Raw genomic sequence first — 17,604 nt, 5'->3', positions numbered from 1 at the left:
CGGTGGCAACAAGCCCATATGGGAGTGCTGACGATGGGGTGCAGCTGCCATGCCCTGGGAAAAGGGGATAAAAAAAGAGAGGCCGGATGGCCTCTCTTTTCATGGGGGTTGCAGCCAGCGCGCTTATTTGACGCGCATGCCTGGCTGGGCGCCTTCCTGCGGTTCCAAGATCCAGAGATCCTTGCCGCCCGGGCCTGCGGCCAGCACCATGCCTTCGGACATGCCAAAGCGCATCTTGCGCGGCGCCAGGTTGGCCACTATCACGGTCAGCTTGCCTTCCAGATCTTCCGGGTTGTAGGCGGACTTGATCCCGGCGAATACCTGACGGGTTTCACCGCCCAGATCCAGTTGCAGCTTGAGCAGCTTGTCCGCTTCCGGTACGGCTTCGGCCTTCTTGATCAGCGCCACCCGCAGATCCAGCTTGGCGAAATCTTCATAGGAGATGGTTTCACTGATGGGGTCGTCTGCCAGCGGGCCTGTCACTTTCGGTGCCTGCTCCTTGGCCAGATCTTCCTTGGAGGCCTCTATCATGGCTTCAATCTTGGCGGGCTCGATGCGGGCGAACAGCGCCTTGAACGGGGCCAGCTGGTGGTTGCACAGCGGCAGGGCCACGCCATCCCAGGTGAGGGTCTCACCCAGGAAGAGTTCGGCGCGCTCGGCCAGCAGCGGCATGACCGGCTTGAGGTAGGCCATCAGTACCCGGAACAGGTTGATGCCCACGGAGCAGACCGCTTGCAGCTCGGCGTCTGCGCCTTCCTGCTTGGCCAGCACCCAGGGCGCCTTCTCGTCCACGTAGCGGTTGGCCTTGTCGGCCAGTGCCATGATCTCGCGGATGGCGCGGCTGAATTCGCGTGCTTCATAGGCATCGCTGATGGAGGCACTGGCGTTGGCGAACTCGGCATAGAGCTCGGGCTCGGCACAGGTCGCGGCCAGCTTGCCGTCGAACCGCTTGGCGATAAAGCCGGCATTGCGGGAGGCCAGATTGACCAGCTTGTTGACCACGTCGGCGTTGACCCGTGCCACGAAGTCATCCAGGTTCAGGTCCAGATCGTCGATGCGGCTGTTGAGCTTGGCGGCGTAGTAGTAGCGCAGGCACTCAGGATCCAGGTGGTTCAGGTAGGTGGAGGCCTTGATGAAGGTGCCCTTGGACTTGGACATCTTGGCGCCGTTGACGGTCACATAGCCGTGCACGTTGACCTTGGTCGGCTTGCGGAAACCCGCGCCTTCCAGCATGGATGGCCAGAACAGGCAGTGGAAGTAGGCGATGTCCTTGCCGATGAAGTGATAGAGCTCGGCGGTGGAGTCTTTCTTCCAGTAGCTGTCGAAATCGATGTCGCCGCGCTTGTTGCACAGGTTCTTGAACGACGCCATGTAGCCGATGGGGGCATCCAGCCAGACGTAGAAGTACTTGCCGGGGGCGCCCGGGATCTCGAAACCAAAATAGGGGGCGTCGCGGGTGATGTCCCACTGCTGCAGGCCGCTCTCGAACCACTCCTGCATCTTGTTGGCCATCTCTTCCTGAATGGCGCCGGAACCGCGCACCCAGCCGGCCAGCCAGGTTTCAAACTGCGGCAGGTCGAAGAAGAAGTGCTCTGAGTCCTTCATCACAGGCGTGGCGCCCGAGACGGCGGATTTCGGATTTATGAGCTCGGTCGGACTGTAGGTGGCGCCGCAGCTGTCGCAGTTGTCGCCGTACTGCTCCGGAGACTTGCACTTGGGGCAGGTGCCCTTGACGAAGCGGTCCGGCAGGAACATGGATTTTTCTGGATCGAACAGCTGGGTTATGGTGCGACCCTTGATGAAGTCACCGCCTTTCAGACGACCGTAGATCAGCTCCGCCAGCTCGCGGTTCTCGTCGCTGTGGGTGGAGTGATAGTTGTCAAAGCTTATGTTGAAGCCGGCGAAGTCGGTCTGGTGCTCTTTGGAGACGGCCGCGATCATCTCTTCCGGGGTGATCCCCAGCTGTTGTGCCTTGAGCATGATGGGGGTGCCGTGGGCATCATCGGCACAGATGAAGTGCACCTGATGGCCGCGCATTCGCTGATAACGAACCCAGATATCGGCCTGGATGTGTTCCAGCATGTGGCCAAGATGGATGGAGCCATTGGCATAGGGGAGGGCGCAGGTTACCAGCATTGTACGAGGATCAGTTGCCATATAGTCGTTCTTGATGTGCTTGTTGGGATGATACAGTGCCGTGCATGTTACCCGAATTGGGGGTAGCCTGCCTAGGGTTGTGGCGCTGTCCGCCCTGGTGCTCGCGCTGGTTGGCAAGCAGGCAAGCCACTGATTTGTGTGCGGTAACCGTTCACCTCAAGATAATGACAAGATAATGAGGAGTTAATGGTGATTGATTCAGTAAAACAGATCCTGGCCGAATTTAAGCCGACAGGGTGGGGCAAGGATCTGGTTGCGGCCGGGTTTGTACGCAGTGCAGCGCAGCAAGGGCAAAGCCTGACCATCAGGCTGGTGTTGCCCTTTGCTGGGCGTTCCCTGTTTGAGCAGATCAAGCAGGACTTCGATGCCCGGTTGCGCAGCGCCACCGGCGCTACCCGCATCGACTGGGTGTGTGACATAGAGGTGGCCAGCCTGCCGCGGGCGCAAGGGCTGGCGGCGGTGCAGGGCATTCGCAACATCCTGGTGGTCGCCTCAGGCAAGGGCGGGGTGGGCAAGTCCACCACGGCCGTCAACCTGGCGCTGGCGCTGCAAAAGGAGGGCGCGCGAGTCGCCATTCTGGATGCGGACATCTATGGCCCCTCCATTCCGACCATGATGGGCACGGTCAAGGAGCGCCCCGTCAGCCATGACGGCAAGCTGATGGAGCCTGTGATGGCCTGCGGCCTCAAGAGCAACAGCATCGGTTATCTGGTGGACGAGCAGGATGCCACCATCTGGCGCGGCCCCATGGCGAGCAAGGCGCTGGCCCAGATCCTGCACGAGACCCGCTGGGGCGAAGTGGATTATCTGGTGGTGGACATGCCGCCAGGCACGGGTGACATCCAGCTCACCTTGGCCCAGCAGGTGCCGACCTCGGCGGCGGTGATCGTGACCACGCCCCAGGACGTGGCGCTGACGGATGCCCGCAAGGGGGTCGCCATGTTCAACAAGGTCAATGTGCCCGTGCTCGGCATCATAGAAAACATGAGTTATCACGTCTGCAGCGCCTGCGGTCATCACGAGCCCCTGTTCGGTACCGGCGGCGGCCAGAAGATGGCGGAGCAGTATCATGTGGCACTGCTTGGTCAGCTGCCGCTGCACATAGATATCCGCCAGCACATGGATGATGGCTGCCCGACCGTGTTCGGCGCACCGGAAGGAAGCCTGGCTCAGGCCTATATGAAACTGGCTCGTCGAGTGGGTGCCGAGCTCTATTTCAGCGGTAAACCGATTGCGACCCCCCTTTATACGATGGCGGTGGATGAATAATCGGCTGTCGTGTGGTTGAGGTGGATTTGAGGGTGGGCATGGCTCACCCTTTTTTATATAATGGATCGGTTTAAACAATCCCCACTGCTCTTCTCTTTAGGTATTTTCAATGTCTGATACTCAACATTCGTGTGTGATCATCGGTATTGCTGGCGCATCCGCGTCCGGCAAGAGCCTCATAGCCCAAACCATTTATGAAGAGCTGGTGGCCGAACTGGGCGCGGGTCAGATTGGTGTGATCACCGAAGATTGCTACTACCGTGATCAGACCCACCTGACCATGGAAGAGCGGGTCAAGACCAACTATGACCACCCCAATGCCCTGGATCACGATCTGCTGGTACAGCACCTGAGCCAGCTGGTGAAAGGCGACGCGGTCAACATTCCCCAGTACTCCTACACAGAGCACACCCGCATGAGCGAGGTGACCCCCTTCGCCCCGCGCCGAGTGATCATTCTGGAAGGGATCCTGCTGCTGACCGACAGCCGCTTGCGGGATCTGATGGATGCCTCCATCTTCATGGATACCCCGCTGGATATCTGTCTGCTGCGCCGTCTGGTGCGTGACGTGCAAGAGCGCGGTCGTACCATGGATTCCGTGCTCAAGCAGTATCAGAAGACGGTACGTCCCATGTTCCTGCAGTTTATCGAGCCTTCCAAGCAGTACGCGGACGTGATAGTGCCACGCGGTGGCAAGAACCGCATCGCCATCGACATGCTCAAGGCGCGTATACGCCACATGTTGATTGGTTAAGATGAAACAAGCCGGGTGATGCCCGGCTTTTTTAAATGAACATTTTGTCAGGAGAGTCGCCCAATGCGCCTTTGTGATACCGATATTGAACGTCATCTGGATGAAGGCAAGATCGTCATTGAGCCAAGACCCGGTGTTGAGCGGATCAGTGGCGTCAGCGTCGATGTGCTGCTGGGCAACGAGTTTAGAGTGTTTCGCGATCACACGGCCCCCTATATCGACTTGAGCGGCCCGAGCAGCGAGATGGCCGACGCCATCGATCGGGTGATGAGCGACGAGATCCACATCGCAGATGGGGAAGCCTTCTATCTGCACCCGGGCCAACTGGCACTGGCGGTGACTTATGAATCCGTTACTCTGCCAGCCGACATCGTCGGCTGGCTGGATGGCCGCTCCTCCCTGGCCCGTCTCGGCTTGATGGTGCACGTCACCGCTCACAGGATTGATCCGGGCTGGTCCGGCCGCATCGTGCTGGAGTTCTACAACGGCGGCAAGTTGCCGCTGGCGCTGCGTCCCAAGATGAAGATAGGCGCACTGAACTTCGAGATGCTCTCCGGGGCAGCGGCACGTCCCTACAACAAGCGGGAAAATGCCAAGTACAAGAGCCAGCAGGGCGCCGTTGCCAGCCGTATGAATCAGGATTGAGATCGGCGGGTCGACAGCGGATCCGGTTGCAATCTGTTAAACAAGAGGGCGCCACTGGCGCCCTTCGCCGTCGGATTTGGGCGGCAAGGCAAGATGGGACGGGTGTGATGGGGCAGGGGAGTGGCTTGCTTTTGCTTGCCCTTTGTACAGATGTCGCGATTCTGTCGGTCGAAAGCTGACGGTGACGCCGAGCAAGATCCGGTGCCGCCGGGCGATATCGTGATGAATTGTTCCCGTTTGGAGACTGCTTTTGTCAGCTTGGATCTGTTTAATTAATCATGGACAAGCCGCATGATTGCTGGCTCTAAGCTATTTTTTGAGAGAATGCTCTTTTTTTTTCTTACTGAAATATTTCAACAACGGGTATGGCGCAACCAGCCTTCTGGCATAATCCGCCGCAACTCATAAACAGGTTCGTTTTTATGTTTGAAATGTTTAGTGGTTTGGGTTTGTTATGGTCAATCGGTTTGGTATTGGCCGTTTTTTTTGTGTTGGCCTATGAATTCATCAATGGCTTTCACGATACCGCCAACGCGGTAGCAACGGTTATCTATACCAAGGCGATGCCGGCTCACCTGGCGGTCGTCGCATCCGGGATCTTCAACTTTTTTGGCGTCATGTTCGGCGGTCTGGGCGTAGCCTATGCCATTGTCCACTTGCTGCCGATTGATTTGCTGTTGGGCATGGATTCCACCCAGGGTTTGATCATGGTGTTCTCCCTGCTGTTTTCCGCCATTGTCTGGAATCTGGGGACCTGGTTCCTGGGCATTCCGGCCTCCAGTTCTCACACGCTGATCGGTTCCATCCTGGGGGTGGGCGGTGCCTATGCCTGGCTCAACCATCAGCCGCTGACTCAGGGTATCAACGTCGCCAAAGCGATCGACATCATGCTTTCCCTGATCATCTCTCCGACCGTCGGCTTTGTCGTGGCAGCCCTGTTGCTGTTTGCCATGAAGCGAGTCTGGCTGGGCAGCAAGATCCACAAGACCCCGGAAGAGCGCCTGCTGGTGGACGGCAAGAAGCATCCGCCGTTCTGGGCTCGCCTCACTCTGGTCGCTTCCGCCATGGGCGTGAGCTTCGTGCACGGCTCCAACGATGGCCAGAAGGGCATCGGTCTGGTGATGCTGGTGCTGATCTGCATGGCACCCGCCTATTTCGCTCTGGACATGAACAGCCGTTCCTACGATCTGGATCGCACCCAGGATGCCAACCAGCGCATCATGGAGATCTATCAGCGCAACCATGAGCAGGTTGCTCATGTGGTGGACTTCAAGGTGCCTGCTCAGGCCCAGGAAGAGCTGATGACCCATTGTGCGGCGAATGGCGCACTGCAAGCCATGGCAACCCTGGACAATCGTCTCGGCCAGGTACGGACCTATGAAGAGCTGGATCTGACCGACCGTCGTGAAGTGCGCCGTCTGCTGCTGTGTATCGACGACACCGCGCGCAAGGTCTCCAAGCTGCCGTTGCCTGCCAAGGAGCTGACCGATCTGGCTAAATGGCGCAAGGATCTGACGGCGACCGCCGAATATGCTCCGACCTGGGTTATCGTCTCCATCGCACTGGCGCTGGGTTGCGGTACCATGGTGGGCTGGCGTCGCATCGTCTACACGGTCGGCGAGAAGATTGGCTCCACCGGCATGACGTACAGCCAGGGCATCGCCGCCCAGATCACGGCAGCTGCCTCCATCGGTGTTGCCAGTTTGACCGGTATGCCCGTCTCCACCACCCATATCCTCTCCTCTGCGGTAGCGGGGACCATGGTGGCGAACAAGTCAGGCCTGCAGAGCCAGACCATCAAGACCATACTGATGGCCTGGGTGCTGACCCTGCCGCTCACCATGCTGCTCTCTGGTGGCCTGTTCCTCATCAGCCACCACCTGTTTGGCGGCTGATAGCAGCGCAACCTCATATATTGACGAAGGGCCTACGGGCCCTTTTTTCATGTCCGCAGATCCCGCGCAGCCCCGTTTTTTGGCTGGGAGAGTGCAGATCATCTGGCCCGGGCTGACGGGCAGGAAGAGAGTTGATGACTTGCTTCTGATGCTGCTGACTCTTTATATGCCATCAAACTTGTAGTGTTAAACACATAACAACACAGATTGAGCGAAGTGAATAATCCAGCCTACTCAACGACTGTCTACAGCAATAGGGACGTCAAACCCGGACGCTCCTATGCTGCGCTGTGTACCATCCGTTACAAGACAGAAGGTCTTACTCAGTGTTTGATAGGGATTGAAGCGGGGAGGCAAGAGAGCGAGAAGGCGGCAACCTCTCATTCTGTTGTCTGTGCTTGGCGCTGCGCGCGGGAGCGTTGTCACCTGGGGCAAGCCGAGTTTATGGGTGGCCAGGATATCTCTCCAGGCCAGGGTGCTATTCATTGACGGATACCGTCACAGGGCATGGACAACAAGTCTGACGGGCACACAGGGTGACTCATCAGCAGCAGGGGGATAAAGGACGAGATCTTGGCTTGGGTCACCAGTGGCTCGGATGTGACAGAGAGAGGTAACCAGGCGTTGCAGCTTATTGGGCCGTACAGAGGGCGACTCTCTTCTTGTATTGGTGGACGTGGAAGGAGAAGCTCTGGTGACAAGAGAGAAGCGATGGGGGAAGGCTGGGAGTCAGTGACTCGGTTAATACCCGAGCCCAAACGGAAGATAAAAAAAGAGCCACACAGTGTGTGGCTCTTTTCCATCAGGCTAGCTGGCTGGCAATCAAGGACGACCAGCCGGGCTGGTTGCCACGTTGACAGCAGCCGTGCTGCCACCATGACGGCCAGAGCTTGTCACGTCATTGCGCACCAGCGGTGCCTGCTCGACAGGTGCCTGCGCAGGCAGGGCTGGGGCCGCCGCCGGCGTTGCCATCGGGGCAGAAGCCTTGCGGGCACCGGCCAGCAGACCGGCGCCTTTCTTGGCCTGGTTGACCACAGGCGCAGCAACGGCAGCGGGTGCTACCGGCTCTGCCTGAGCAACAACCACGGCTGCGACTGGCTCGGCGACCACGGCAGCAACAGGTTCAGCAACCTGGGGCGCTGGTTCAGCTGCAGCTTCCACGACAACGGGGGCAACAACCTCGGCAGCCGCCTCGATGACAGGGGCCACAGTCGCAACGACGTCGTCAGCAGGTGCGACAACGACGCTCGCTTCGGCAACCACAGCTGTGGCCACCACGTCTGCGACAACCGGCTCGGCAGCCACAACAGGGGCAGCTTCAACCTGGGCTTCGGTCACGACGGGGGCGGCGATCGCCACGGCTTCGGCTTGCTCACGGGCTTCCTCGGCAACGGCTTCCACTACCACATGTTCGGTCAGTGCAGCAGAGGCTTGTACGGCGGCGGCAATGGCTTCGGCGCTAGGGATCGTGATGACGGGCACAGCCGGCTCTTCCACTTTCACCTGAGCCGCATCAGCCTGGGCTGCCGTGGTCAGGATAGGGGTGTCTGCTTGCTGCTCTTCATCATCGCGCTGACTGCGGGCATCTTCGTTGATGCGCTTGCGGCGTTGACCTTCGATACGCTGGCTGCGCGGCGTACGACGGGAACGACGCTGGCCGTCGGCCTGTTCGTCACTCTGTTCCACTGTGTCAGCGGCATCGGCCACGGCAGCAACCGGCTCATCAGTCGGCTGGGCAGCAGGGTTGCTGGCCGGGACATCGGCACGGATCTGCTTGCGCAGTTGACGACGTTCGCGGCGTTCGGCGACTTTCTGCTCTTTTTCCTGCTGGGGCTCGGCACTGACGACGGCAGTTTCAACGGTTTCTACCGCTTCAACGACCAGCTCGGCACGGGGCTCACGCGGTGCACGGGGCTCACGAGCCGGACGCGGGGCGCGCGGTTCGCGTTCCTGACGAGGTTCGCGGGGCTCACGTTCTATGCGCTGTTCAGTGCGCACTTCACCGCGGGCTTCACGTTCCTGACGGGGCTCACGCTCTTGACGCGGTTCGCGTTCTTTACGCGGACGACGATTGCGGTTCTCACCACCCTCGCGATTGGCCGCACCTTCGCGCTTCTCGCCGGCTTCCGCCGTGTTGCGGTTGCTGCGGTTGTCGTCGCGACGGGGACGCTGGCCACGGCCACGGTTTTCATCACGCTGGTGACGATGACCTTCATCCTTGCGCGCTTCCCGCGGCGCAGCCGGTTTCTCGGCAGGAGCCTTCACGTCGGCAGGGGCGGTGTCGGAACCGAACAAGCCGGAGATGGCCTTGAACAGCTTGCCAAACAGACCCGCTTCGGCGGCAACCTGTGGCTGTGCCGCGACGGGCGCAGGAGCAGCAGGGGCGGCCGGTTGAGGAGCCTGGACGAAGCCTTGCAGCAGCGGTTGCTCGCGTTCGATCACCTGAGCCTGCTTCGGCTGGTAGACCGGCTTGGCAATCTCGGTTTTCAGCTCGTAGCTGGCCGCTTCCGGGATCTCGTTCTGACGAATGCGGGTCACTTCGTAGTGCGGGGTTTCCAGATGCTGGTTCGGAATGATGTACAGACGTACTTCATTACGCTGTTCCAAACTGGCGATGGAGGCGCGCTTCTCGTTGAGCAGATAGGCGGCAACATCGACCGGCACCTGAGCATGAACCTGCTCGGTGTTGTCCTTCATGGCCTCTTCTTCGATGAGACGCAGGATGGACAAGGCCAGTGATTCGTTGTCACGAATGACCCCTTGACCCTGGCAACGGGGGCAGATGTGGCTGCTTGACTCGTTGAGGGAGGGACGCAGACGCTGGCGAGACATCTCCAGCAGACCGAAACGGGAGATCCGGCCCAGCTGGATGCGGGCGCGATCCTGATGCACGGCTTCACGCAGACGGTTTTCCACTTCGCGTTGATGGCGAACTGGTGTCATGTCGATGAAGTCGATGACGATCAGACCCCCCAGGTCGCGCAGACGCAATTGACGGGCAATCTCGTCGGCCGCTTCCAGGTTGGTTTGCAGCGCCGTCTCTTCGATATCGCCGCCCTTGGTGGCGCGGGAGGAGTTGATATCGATGGAGGTCAGTGCTTCGGTCGGGTCTATGACTATGCTGCCGCCGGAGGGCAGGCGCACTTCGCGCTGGAAGGCCGACTCGATTTGGCTCTCAATCTGGAAGTGGTTGAACAGGGCAACTTCACCCTTGTACAGCTTCACGCGGTTGAGGAAATCGGGACGAACCAGCTCGATGTGAGCACGGGCACGTTCAAAGATGACAGGGTCGTCGATCAGGATCTCGCCGACATCGCGACGCAGGTAGTCACGAATGGCGCGCACGATCACGTTGCTTTCCTGGTGGATAAGCACGGGGGCAGTACGGTCCTGTGACGCCTTGTGGATGGAATCCCAGTGGTTGAGCAGAACGTTGAGATCCCATTCCAGCTCTTCCGGGGATTTACCCACACCGGCGGTACGCACGATGAGACCCATGCCGTCCGGCACTGTCAGGCCGCTCAGGGCTTCTTTCAGTTCTGTCCTTTCATCACCCTCGATGCGGCGGGAGATACCACCGGCACGGGGGTTGTTCGGCATCAGCACCAGGTAGCTGCCGGCCAGGCTGATAAAGGTGGTGAGGGCTGCACCCTTGGTGCCACGCTCTTCCTTATCGATCTGGACGATCACTTCCTGGCCTTCGCGGACCACTTCTTTGATATTGGGACGACCCTGATAGGAGTAACCGGAGGGGAAGTAATTGCGGGCGATCTCCTTTAATGGCAGGAAACCGTGACGCTCGGCGCCATAGTCGACAAAAGCAGCTTCGAGACTGGGTTCTACGCGGGTGATTTTACCCTTGTAGATGTTCGCTTTTTTCTGCTCGTGTCCCGGACTTTCAATATCCAAATCGTAGAGCTGTTGTCCGTCAACCAGCGCTACGCGCAACTCCTCTTCCTGAGTCGCGTTGATTAGCATTCTTTTCATTGAGTTCTCGTTATTTTGTCATTTTGATTTCCTCCACAGGATCCTGCCGGCGCCGGCCTCGGGTCTTCAGCATACTTGGGCAACCTCCCGGTTGGGGTATGCATGAGGCGCAAACTAAGGGCGCTCTGGTTCGGCCTTCTCGAGAAGGCATGAATTAAGGATGCCGGTGTGGAGACAAATAATCGGTTCTGTTTGTGTTCTCCATGCGCTGTACCTCGCACCCGGGAACCGTCATGTTCTTATATACACGGTGTTTCGGGATTGGGTGGCATAAATTTTGGCCACTTAGTACAAGGCTTGAACACAATGACAAAACCTTGTTTATTATCCCATTTAAACCACTTTTATAGCAAGGCGCCATTTTTCAACAAAGCATGCAGCCAAGGACCGCCGGCAGTGTTAAAATCCGCGCCATGACACAGATACAACAACAAGTGCAGCTGCTCACCATCGAAGCTGAGCATGAAGGGCAGCGCATCGACAATTTTCTCAAGACTCAGCTAAAGGGCGTCCCCAAGAGCCTGATTTATCGCATCCTTCGAAAAGGGGAAGTGCGCGTCAACAAAAAGCGCATCAAACCGGAATACAAACTGTGCCCAGGCGACGAGGTGCGGGTTCCTCCCGTGCGGGTTGCCGAGAAAAACGAACTGCCCTCGGCCAACCTCGGCAGCATCCAGCGTCTGGAGAGCCAGATCCTGTTTGAAGACGATGCCATGATAGTGCTCAACAAACCGTCCGGCATGGCCGTGCACGGCGGCAGTGGCTTGAGCTTCGGCGTCATCGAGGGGCTGCGCGCCCTGCGCCCGGATGCCCGCTTCCTGGAGCTGGTACACAGGCTGGATCGCGACACCTCAGGCGTACTGCTGGTTGCCAAGAAGCGCAGCGCCCTGCGCAGCCTGCACGAGCAACTGCGAGTCAAGACCATGCGCAAACAGTATCTGGCGCTGGTGCGCGGCCAATGGCAGCCCCACGTCAAGGTGGTCAATGCGCCGCTGCGCAAGAACGATCTGCAATCAGGTGAACGCGTGGTGCGGGTCAGCAGTGACGGCAAGCCATCGGAAACCCGTTTCCGCATCGCCCGTCAATTTGCCGAGGCCACCCTGGTCGAGTGCAGCCCGATCACCGGCCGTACCCACCAGATCCGGGTACATACCCAGCATGCCGGTCATCCCATCGCCTGTGATGACAAGTATGGGGAAGCGGCCTTTGACGAGAAAATGCGCAGCCAAGGGCTGAAACGGCTGTTTTTGCATGCCTGGAAGCTGAGCTTTACCCATCCGGTCGACGGCCGCGAGATGCAGGTGGAAGCCCCGCTCGCGCCTGAACTCGACAACTTCCTGAACAAGCTGGCTCGCTGATGAAGGCGGTCCGACTCGCCATTTTCGACTGGGACGGTACCCTGATGGACTCGGTGGGCCGGATTGTCGCCTGCGTCGCGGGGGCGGCTCGCGATTGTGGCGAGCCAGTGCCCACGGCGATAGAGACGCATCAGATCATAGGGCTCAGCCTGGAGGTCGGCATTCCACAGCTGTTTGCGCTGGCGCCGGGTGGTGAGCAGGCCAACGCCCTGATCGCCCGCTATCGTCACCATTATGTGCATGACGCCACGCCCAGCCCGCTGTTTGTCGGGGCGAGCGAGCTGCTGCACCACTGGCACGGGCAGGGGATAGCGCTGGCGGTGGCCACCGGCAAGTCGCGCCGTGGCCTGGATCGGGTGCTGGATGATACCGGACTGCGGCCGCTGTTTGCCGCCACCCGTGGTGCGGACGAGGCCAACTCCAAACCCGATCCCTTGATGCTGACGCAAATTCTGGATGAGCTGGGCTTGGCTGCGCACCAGGCGGTGATGATTGGCGACTCCATCCACGACATGGCGATGGCAGAGGCGCTGGCCATGCCGCGGATCGGGGTGAGCTGGGGCGTGCATGACAAGCGCCGGTTGCAGGCACATGATCCGCTTGCCGTTGTCGATACCATGGATGAGCTCAAGCGGTTGTTGGGTTAGCCTGCGATATAGCGGATGAATAGATGAAAAACGGGAGCCTTGGCTCCCGTTTTTCATTGCTGGCATGTCGCTCCCGTCAGGGTAGAGCGAGGCCATGGCGCGCCAGCAGCTCGATCAGGCCGATCAGCGGCAGGCCGATCAGGGCGTTGGGATCGCGCCCCTCCAGCCCCTTGAACAGCACTATCCCCATGCCTTCACATTTGAAACTGCCCGCGCAATCGAGGGGCAGCTCAGCCTCGACATAGCGGCGAAGGGCGGCCTCGTCCAGGGTGCGAAAGTGCACGGTGAAAGGCTCCACCAGCTGCTCGGCCCGGCCGCTGGCGGCATCCAGCACGCACAGGCCGGTATGGAAGGTGACGCTGCGACCTTGCGCGGCCATCAGTTGTGCCACCGCTTTTTCCACAGTACCCGGTTTGCCCAGGATCTGGTCGTCGCAGACACACACCTGATCGGACCCTATGATCAGTCCCTGATCAAACCGGTCGGCAATGGCGCTTGCCTTGGCAAGGGCCAACCGCGCCACCAGCGCCTCGGCCGGTTCGCCGGGCAGGGGAGACTCATCCACCTCGGGGGCCGCGCATTCAAAAGGAAGCGCGAGCTTTTCCAGCAGGGCTTTTCGATAACGGGAAGTGGAGGCGAGGATCAGCTGTGTTGGCATTGTGATGTCCTGGTTCGATGCGGTCAGGCGCCGATGGTATCGCCGCGCCGTGAGCCGGGCAAATACCTGATGGGATTTTCGTATTTGGCATGATCTGCTGGTATCCCGGATTCATTCCGTGTGGCCGCAGTGCGAAGGGCGTGCGATTGCCCCCGGTTTCCAGATTGGAAAGTGTCGCTATCGACTCATTCATCGGCCTCTTCCCTATAGTGGCAGGCTTATCCGACTGTCATGCCCTGGGTGGGCGACAGTCCCCTGCTGCTGGAGTTGTCATGCGTCCCTACCTTGTTTGCTGTTTCTTGATGATCACCCTCTACCCGGTGGGCATAGATCTCTATCTGGTCGCGCTCCCCCAGATAGGAGTCGCGCTGGAGGCCAGTGCGGCGCAGTTGCATACCGCGTTTTCAGCCTATCTGTTTGGCATGGCCGCTACCGTGCTGGCGGGCGGGCTGCTGGCCGACCGATATGGCCGCAAGCCGGTGATCCTGGGGGGCGCCCTCATCTTTGTGCTGGCCTCGCTGGCTGCCGGCAGTGCCGACTCGATCACGGCATTTCTGCTGGGTCGCATCGGTCAGGGGATAGGGGCCGGCACCCTCTACATCATGACCTTTACGGTGCTGCGGGATGTGCTGGTGCCGGCCAGGCTGGCGGCTGTCCTGTCGATGATCAACGGTGTCATCTGCGTGATCCCCGTGCTGGCGCCGCTGCTCGGTTATCTGATCCTGGCCCGCTTCGACTGGCCTGCCATCTTCCAGGCCATGGCCCTGCTCGGCGCCGTGGTGGCGCTGGTGACCCTGCTCTGGCTGCGGGAAACCCGCCCAGGGGAGGGGAGACAGACAGTTTCCCATACTGCCGAACGCCTTGGATTTTTGCGCACGAGACAGTATCTGTGGATGTGCGGCCTGACCAGTACCGGCATGACCTGCATCCTGACCTATGTCAGTACCTCACCCATGATATTGATGACGGGGATGGGGCTGGATACCGCAGGTTACGCCGAGATCATGATGGCGATGGCTGCGATCAGCATGATCACCTCTTTTCTCAATCCCGTGCTGATCCGCCGGTGGGGCAAGGAGAGGGTGCTGGCCTGGGCCCACGGCGCCCTGGGGGTGGCACTCTTGTTGCTGCTGGCCTCCCGGCAGGAGGCGTTGTTGATGGCGCTGGCCCATGATGGTTCCTCGCCGTTGTGGGCGCTCTGGCTGATCCGTCTTGGCTTTGCCTTCGTTTGCATCGGTTTTTCCGCCAGCTTCGGCATCGCGATGGGCGAGGCTCTCGCCAGTTGCCGGCACCAGATCGCCCTGGCCAGTGCGACCCTGTGCATCATTCAGATAGCCAGCTCGGCGCTCTATATCTGGCTGATGGGCTGGCTTGGTCTGGCGCCCCTCCTGTTGCTGGCTTATTCGCTCCTCCTCGCCGTGCTACTCTATCTCGCCTTTCGCATCATAGGGCCTGTGGCCGACCAGGTGCCCTGCGATCCCCAGTCCGTGGAGAAAATCTGATCATGCGCCCCCTGGTCGAACTCGATCTCAATCTGTTGGTGGTCTTCAGGCTGCTGTTGCAAGAGCGCAGCGCGACCAAGGCGGCCAAGCGGCTCAATGTCACTGCGCCGACGGTCAGCAAGGCGCTGGCTCGCCTGCGCGACTGGTTTGACGATCCGCTCTTTATCCGTACGCAGCGGGGACTGGAGCCCACCAATCTGTCGCTGAGTCTGGAGGAGGAGCTCAAGGAGTGGTTTCAGCTGTCGGGCAACATAGCTTCCCTCTGCGGCAACGCGATTCCGGAAGGGGCCGCTTTCAGACTGGTGCTGGAGTCCCCCTTTTACATCAGCTTTCTCAACAGCCTGCCCATGGTCATCTACGAGAAGTACCGTAAGTCGACCATCAAGGTGATGAATTGGGATCACCACTCCCTCAGCGACATCATCAATGGCGATGCCGATCTCGGTTTCTGTGCTCGCGAGACGCACCCTAGCTCCTTGGCCCGGGTCAACCGCCTGCCTTATTACATCGATCACGAGGTGTTGTTCGAAGACAGACCCGTGGTGTTTTTGCGCAAGGATCACCCCCTGCTGGCCCGCAAGTGGAGCCTGGACAATTTTCTCGCCTACCCCCATGTGAGCGTGGTGTGGGAGGCCAGCGATGCCTGGGCGCTCGACAGCCTGCTCGATGATGAGGGACTCAGCCGGCGGGTGCCGATCCGGGTCTCCAGCTTCGAGCAGGCGCTGCACATTGCCGCCCAATCCGCCCACGAGCTGATAGCGGTCGTGCCGTCCTATTGCGCCAGCTATGCCAGCTTGCATCACGACAATCTGATCTCCTTGCCTCTGCCGCTGGAAGAAACTCTGTATCGACAGCTCGACATCGCCTTTATCCTGCTCTGGCACAAGCGCAACAACTACAACACCAAGGTGCTCTGGCTGCGAGACGAGATAAAGCGGCTCTACCACGAACACATGGGGAAGCCCGGTTAGCCATCTGCCAGTGTGCGGCCCGTGATATTTTTGCCCGCCAGCAGACCGCCCGCCCTGCCAGCCGAAAAGCGGCTATAAGCATAAGCAGGATCAGGCGAGGGCATCAGATGACGAGACATGGAATATGGCTGCTGTGGCTGCTCTGTTTGCCGGCATGGGGACAAGGGTGGCAATTGCAGACGGGGGAGGCCGGCATCTTGTTATGGACCCGCGCCCACCCACCGGGGACATTTCTGGCCCTGCGCCTGGAAATGAACGTAGCTGCGCCCCCATCCGCCCTGCTGGCCGTGCTGCGCGATACTGCCCGTCATCAGGAGTGGCTGCCCCAGAGCCTGGAGGTGCGCGTGCTGGCAAAGCCGGCGCCCGATGAAGATCTGGTGTATACCCGCTTGTCAGCTCCCTGGCCGGTGCAGGAGCGAGAGCTGATCACTCATTCCCGCCTGCGGCGCAATGCCGATTGCAGCCTGCAACTGACGGTATGGGCGGCGCCCGATGCACTGCCACCCCATCCGGGGCGAGTGCGGATCCGGGCCAGTGAAGGGCGCTGGGAGGCATTGCCACAACTGAACGGCACCACCCTGGTGCGTCTTGAAACCTACACCAACCCGGGCGACAGCCTGCCGAGCTGGCTCGTCAATCCGATTGCCGCCCAGGCGGCGTTGGACAGCTTTCGAGCCATTCGCCGGCTGATGGAAGCCGTGCCACCCCAACCTTGCGCTTGTGCGCGGCAACACTCTGCTGGCAAGTGGCATTCATGCCAGGTTCTTCCTTGAGGTTTGCCCTTGATGGGTATTCTCCAGGCTTAAGCCGGGGCATCTTTAAATATTATATTTATCAAGAGTCTTTTTTGTGCCGTTTCACTGCCAGACCATCAGGGTAAATAGTGAGTCGCTCATATCTAGGTCATGAAAAACAGTATGTAGCGCCAACCTCATGATATTTATCATACTTCTTTCATTTCCCATCTTTATCTGCATTGTGGCAGACAAGTCTTTGTCAGTTGTTTTGACCGGGGCGGGAATGTCACGCATGAATAAATCATTCTCGTTAATTTCCAGTTCAGGTTTTAACACCTTTTTTACCTTATCGTCATTTCTGGCACCAATATCTCCATCCGTTAAAACCGAATGAAGAGCCAATGGCAAGGAGGCTAATATAGCCACCCTCAAGAAACAGGATCTTTCTTGCCGTGCTAGTCACCATCTGACCATATAAGGATATATCATGAAAAAATCACCTATTTTTGCGGCCCTGCTGTGCTTGTCACTGGGCACTATGGGCATCGTGGCGGCTGATGAGACACCGCCCGCGGCCGCTCCGGCGGCGATGGACGCGCTCAGTGCCGCGGCTGCGCAGACGCCCAGAGACTTTGTGAGTCTGACGCTGATGAATCAGAGTTCCCGTGCCAGCGCTTATATTGAAATCATAGGAGAGGGGATTTATGACACCAGAGATGTTCCTGCGGGAGGCTCCACCTTTATATCTTATCCTCGGGGGACCTATATCAGTACCCTGCGCGCCACCGATGGGGCAACAGGTTATGCCCATTGTGCCCCGGTTCTGCTGGATGCGAGTAAAACGTCATTCATGAACCTTGAAACCCACTCTTGTTATACCCAGTGATGGGTATCGATGACATGTCATGCGCCAGCACTGCTGGCGTATTTAATCTAGGGTGGAGGTTCCCGATAATGTCCCGGCATCAGCCATGACATATAGTCAGAACAGTTGATATAACATATTCCCCATCGCAGTCATATG

The 17,604-nt window shown here is 59.2% G+C and carries 14 protein-coding genes; 10 read left to right on the top strand and 4 right to left on the bottom strand.

The genetic code is table 11. The features are described from left to right. Positions 1–123: 123 nt before the first annotated feature. Positions 124–2,157 (bottom strand): methionine--tRNA ligase, encoded by a 2,034-nt coding sequence (gene metG / locus AACQ95_RS13625; RefSeq protein ID WP_241278762.1) that lies wholly within the window; start codon positions 2,155–2,157, stop codon positions 124–126. A gap of 186 nt (positions 2,158–2,343) precedes the next feature. Between metG and apbC the strand changes: the two genes are divergently transcribed. From apbC to AACQ95_RS13605, 4 genes are all read left to right on the top strand, one after another. Beyond that, positions 2,344–3,426, top strand: coding sequence for an iron-sulfur cluster carrier protein ApbC (gene apbC, locus AACQ95_RS13620; RefSeq protein WP_241278761.1), 1,083 nt, complete (start codon positions 2,344–2,346; stop codon positions 3,424–3,426). 109 nt (positions 3,427–3,535) lie between these two features. Next, positions 3,536–4,180, top strand: a complete 645-nt coding sequence (gene udk, locus AACQ95_RS13615; RefSeq protein ID WP_042866357.1) for a uridine kinase — start codon at positions 3,536–3,538, stop codon at positions 4,178–4,180. A 63-nt stretch (positions 4,181–4,243) separates the two neighbouring features. Beyond that, positions 4,244–4,825 carry a dCTP deaminase gene (dcd, locus tag AACQ95_RS13610; RefSeq protein ID WP_043134827.1) on the top strand — a complete coding sequence of 194 codons (582 nt, stop codon included), beginning with the start codon at positions 4,244–4,246 and terminating at the stop codon, positions 4,823–4,825. A 422-nt stretch (positions 4,826–5,247) separates the two neighbouring features. After that, positions 5,248–6,720, top strand: coding sequence for an inorganic phosphate transporter (locus AACQ95_RS13605; protein ID WP_042866360.1), 1,473 nt, complete (start codon positions 5,248–5,250; stop codon positions 6,718–6,720). An 822-nt stretch (positions 6,721–7,542) separates the two neighbouring features. Here the strand turns inward: AACQ95_RS13605 and rne are convergent. Further along, complete coding sequence (gene rne / locus AACQ95_RS13600; protein WP_241278760.1) at positions 7,543–10,707, bottom strand: ribonuclease E; 3,165 nt, start codon at positions 10,705–10,707, stop codon at positions 7,543–7,545. A gap of 413 nt (positions 10,708–11,120) precedes the next feature. Between rne and rluC the strand changes: the two genes are divergently transcribed. Then, entirely contained in the window at positions 11,121–12,065 is a 945-nt protein-coding gene (gene rluC, locus AACQ95_RS13595; RefSeq protein ID WP_216640157.1) for a 23S rRNA pseudouridine(955/2504/2580) synthase RluC, read from the top strand. Continuing rightward, the gene (locus AACQ95_RS13590) at positions 12,065–12,712 is read left to right on the top strand and encodes an HAD family hydrolase (RefSeq protein ID WP_241278759.1); all 648 of its coding nucleotides are present in this window, start codon (positions 12,065–12,067) and stop codon (positions 12,710–12,712) included. Before rluC ends, AACQ95_RS13590 begins: the two co-directional genes overlap by 1 nt. 76 nt (positions 12,713–12,788) lie before the next feature. Here AACQ95_RS13590 and AACQ95_RS13585 read toward each other — a convergent pair whose 3' ends face one another. Continuing rightward, entirely contained in the window at positions 12,789–13,370 is a 582-nt protein-coding gene (locus AACQ95_RS13585) for a Maf family protein (RefSeq protein WP_241278758.1), read from the bottom strand. A 272-nt stretch (positions 13,371–13,642) separates the two neighbouring features. Here AACQ95_RS13585 and AACQ95_RS13580 point away from each other — a divergent pair, with 272 nt between their 5' ends. From AACQ95_RS13580 to AACQ95_RS13570, 3 genes are all read left to right on the top strand, one after another. Next, entirely contained in the window at positions 13,643–14,872 is a 1,230-nt protein-coding gene (locus tag AACQ95_RS13580; RefSeq protein ID WP_241278757.1) for an MdtL family multidrug efflux MFS transporter, read from the top strand. 2 nt (positions 14,873–14,874) lie between these two features. Then, a complete protein-coding gene (gene yidZ / locus AACQ95_RS13575) occupies positions 14,875–15,843 on the top strand; it encodes an HTH-type transcriptional regulator YidZ (RefSeq protein WP_241278756.1) in 969 nt (322 codons plus the stop codon). Positions 15,844–15,950: 107 nt separating this feature from the next. Next, positions 15,951–16,616: an START domain-containing protein gene (locus AACQ95_RS13570; protein ID WP_043134817.1), complete on the top strand. Its 666-nt coding sequence runs from the start codon at positions 15,951–15,953 to the stop codon at positions 16,614–16,616. Positions 16,617–16,700: 84 nt separating this feature from the next. On the opposite strand, the gene AACQ95_RS13565 is transcribed toward AACQ95_RS13570, so the two are convergent. Next, positions 16,701–17,006, bottom strand: a complete 306-nt coding sequence (locus AACQ95_RS13565) for a hypothetical protein (protein ID WP_241278755.1) — start codon at positions 17,004–17,006, stop codon at positions 16,701–16,703. A gap of 61 nt (positions 17,007–17,067) precedes the next feature. On the opposite strand from AACQ95_RS13565, the gene AACQ95_RS13560 reads away from it, so the two are divergent. Continuing rightward, the gene (locus tag AACQ95_RS13560; RefSeq protein ID WP_241278754.1) at positions 17,068–17,466 is read left to right on the top strand and encodes a hypothetical protein; all 399 of its coding nucleotides are present in this window, start codon (positions 17,068–17,070) and stop codon (positions 17,464–17,466) included. Positions 17,467–17,604 lie beyond the last annotated feature (138 nt).

It is taken from the genome of Aeromonas sp. MR19 (genome assembly GCF_963899305.1).
Classification (GTDB): Bacteria; Pseudomonadota; Gammaproteobacteria; order Enterobacterales; family Aeromonadaceae; genus Aeromonas; species Aeromonas bestiarum.
This window is presented reverse-complemented; position numbering and strand designations above follow the sequence as displayed.

Bases quoted from the DNA above. Each gene is read 5' to 3' on its own strand.
- metG (WP_241278762.1), bottom strand. From the start codon at position 2,157: ATGGCAACTGATCCTCGTACAATGCTGGTAACCTGCGCCCTCCCCTAT.
- apbC (WP_241278761.1), top strand. From the start codon at position 2,344: ATGGTGATTGATTCAGTAAAACAGATCCTGGCCGAATTTAAGCCGACA.
- udk (WP_042866357.1), top strand. From the start codon at position 3,536: ATGTCTGATACTCAACATTCGTGTGTGATCATCGGTATTGCTGGCGCA.
- dcd (WP_043134827.1), top strand. From the start codon at position 4,244: ATGCGCCTTTGTGATACCGATATTGAACGTCATCTGGATGAAGGCAAG.
- AACQ95_RS13605 (WP_042866360.1), top strand. From the start codon at position 5,248: ATGTTTGAAATGTTTAGTGGTTTGGGTTTGTTATGGTCAATCGGTTTG.
- rne (WP_241278760.1), bottom strand. From the start codon at position 10,707: ATGAAAAGAATGCTAATCAACGCGACTCAGGAAGAGGAGTTGCGCGTA.
- rluC (WP_216640157.1), top strand. From the start codon at position 11,121: ATGACACAGATACAACAACAAGTGCAGCTGCTCACCATCGAAGCTGAG.
- AACQ95_RS13590 (WP_241278759.1), top strand. From the start codon at position 12,065: ATGAAGGCGGTCCGACTCGCCATTTTCGACTGGGACGGTACCCTGATG.
- AACQ95_RS13585 (WP_241278758.1), bottom strand. From the start codon at position 13,370: ATGCCAACACAGCTGATCCTCGCCTCCACTTCCCGTTATCGAAAAGCC.
- AACQ95_RS13580 (WP_241278757.1), top strand. From the start codon at position 13,643: ATGCGTCCCTACCTTGTTTGCTGTTTCTTGATGATCACCCTCTACCCG.
- yidZ (WP_241278756.1), top strand. From the start codon at position 14,875: ATGCGCCCCCTGGTCGAACTCGATCTCAATCTGTTGGTGGTCTTCAGG.
- AACQ95_RS13570 (WP_043134817.1), top strand. From the start codon at position 15,951: ATGACGAGACATGGAATATGGCTGCTGTGGCTGCTCTGTTTGCCGGCA.
- AACQ95_RS13560 (WP_241278754.1), top strand. From the start codon at position 17,068: ATGAAAAAATCACCTATTTTTGCGGCCCTGCTGTGCTTGTCACTGGGC.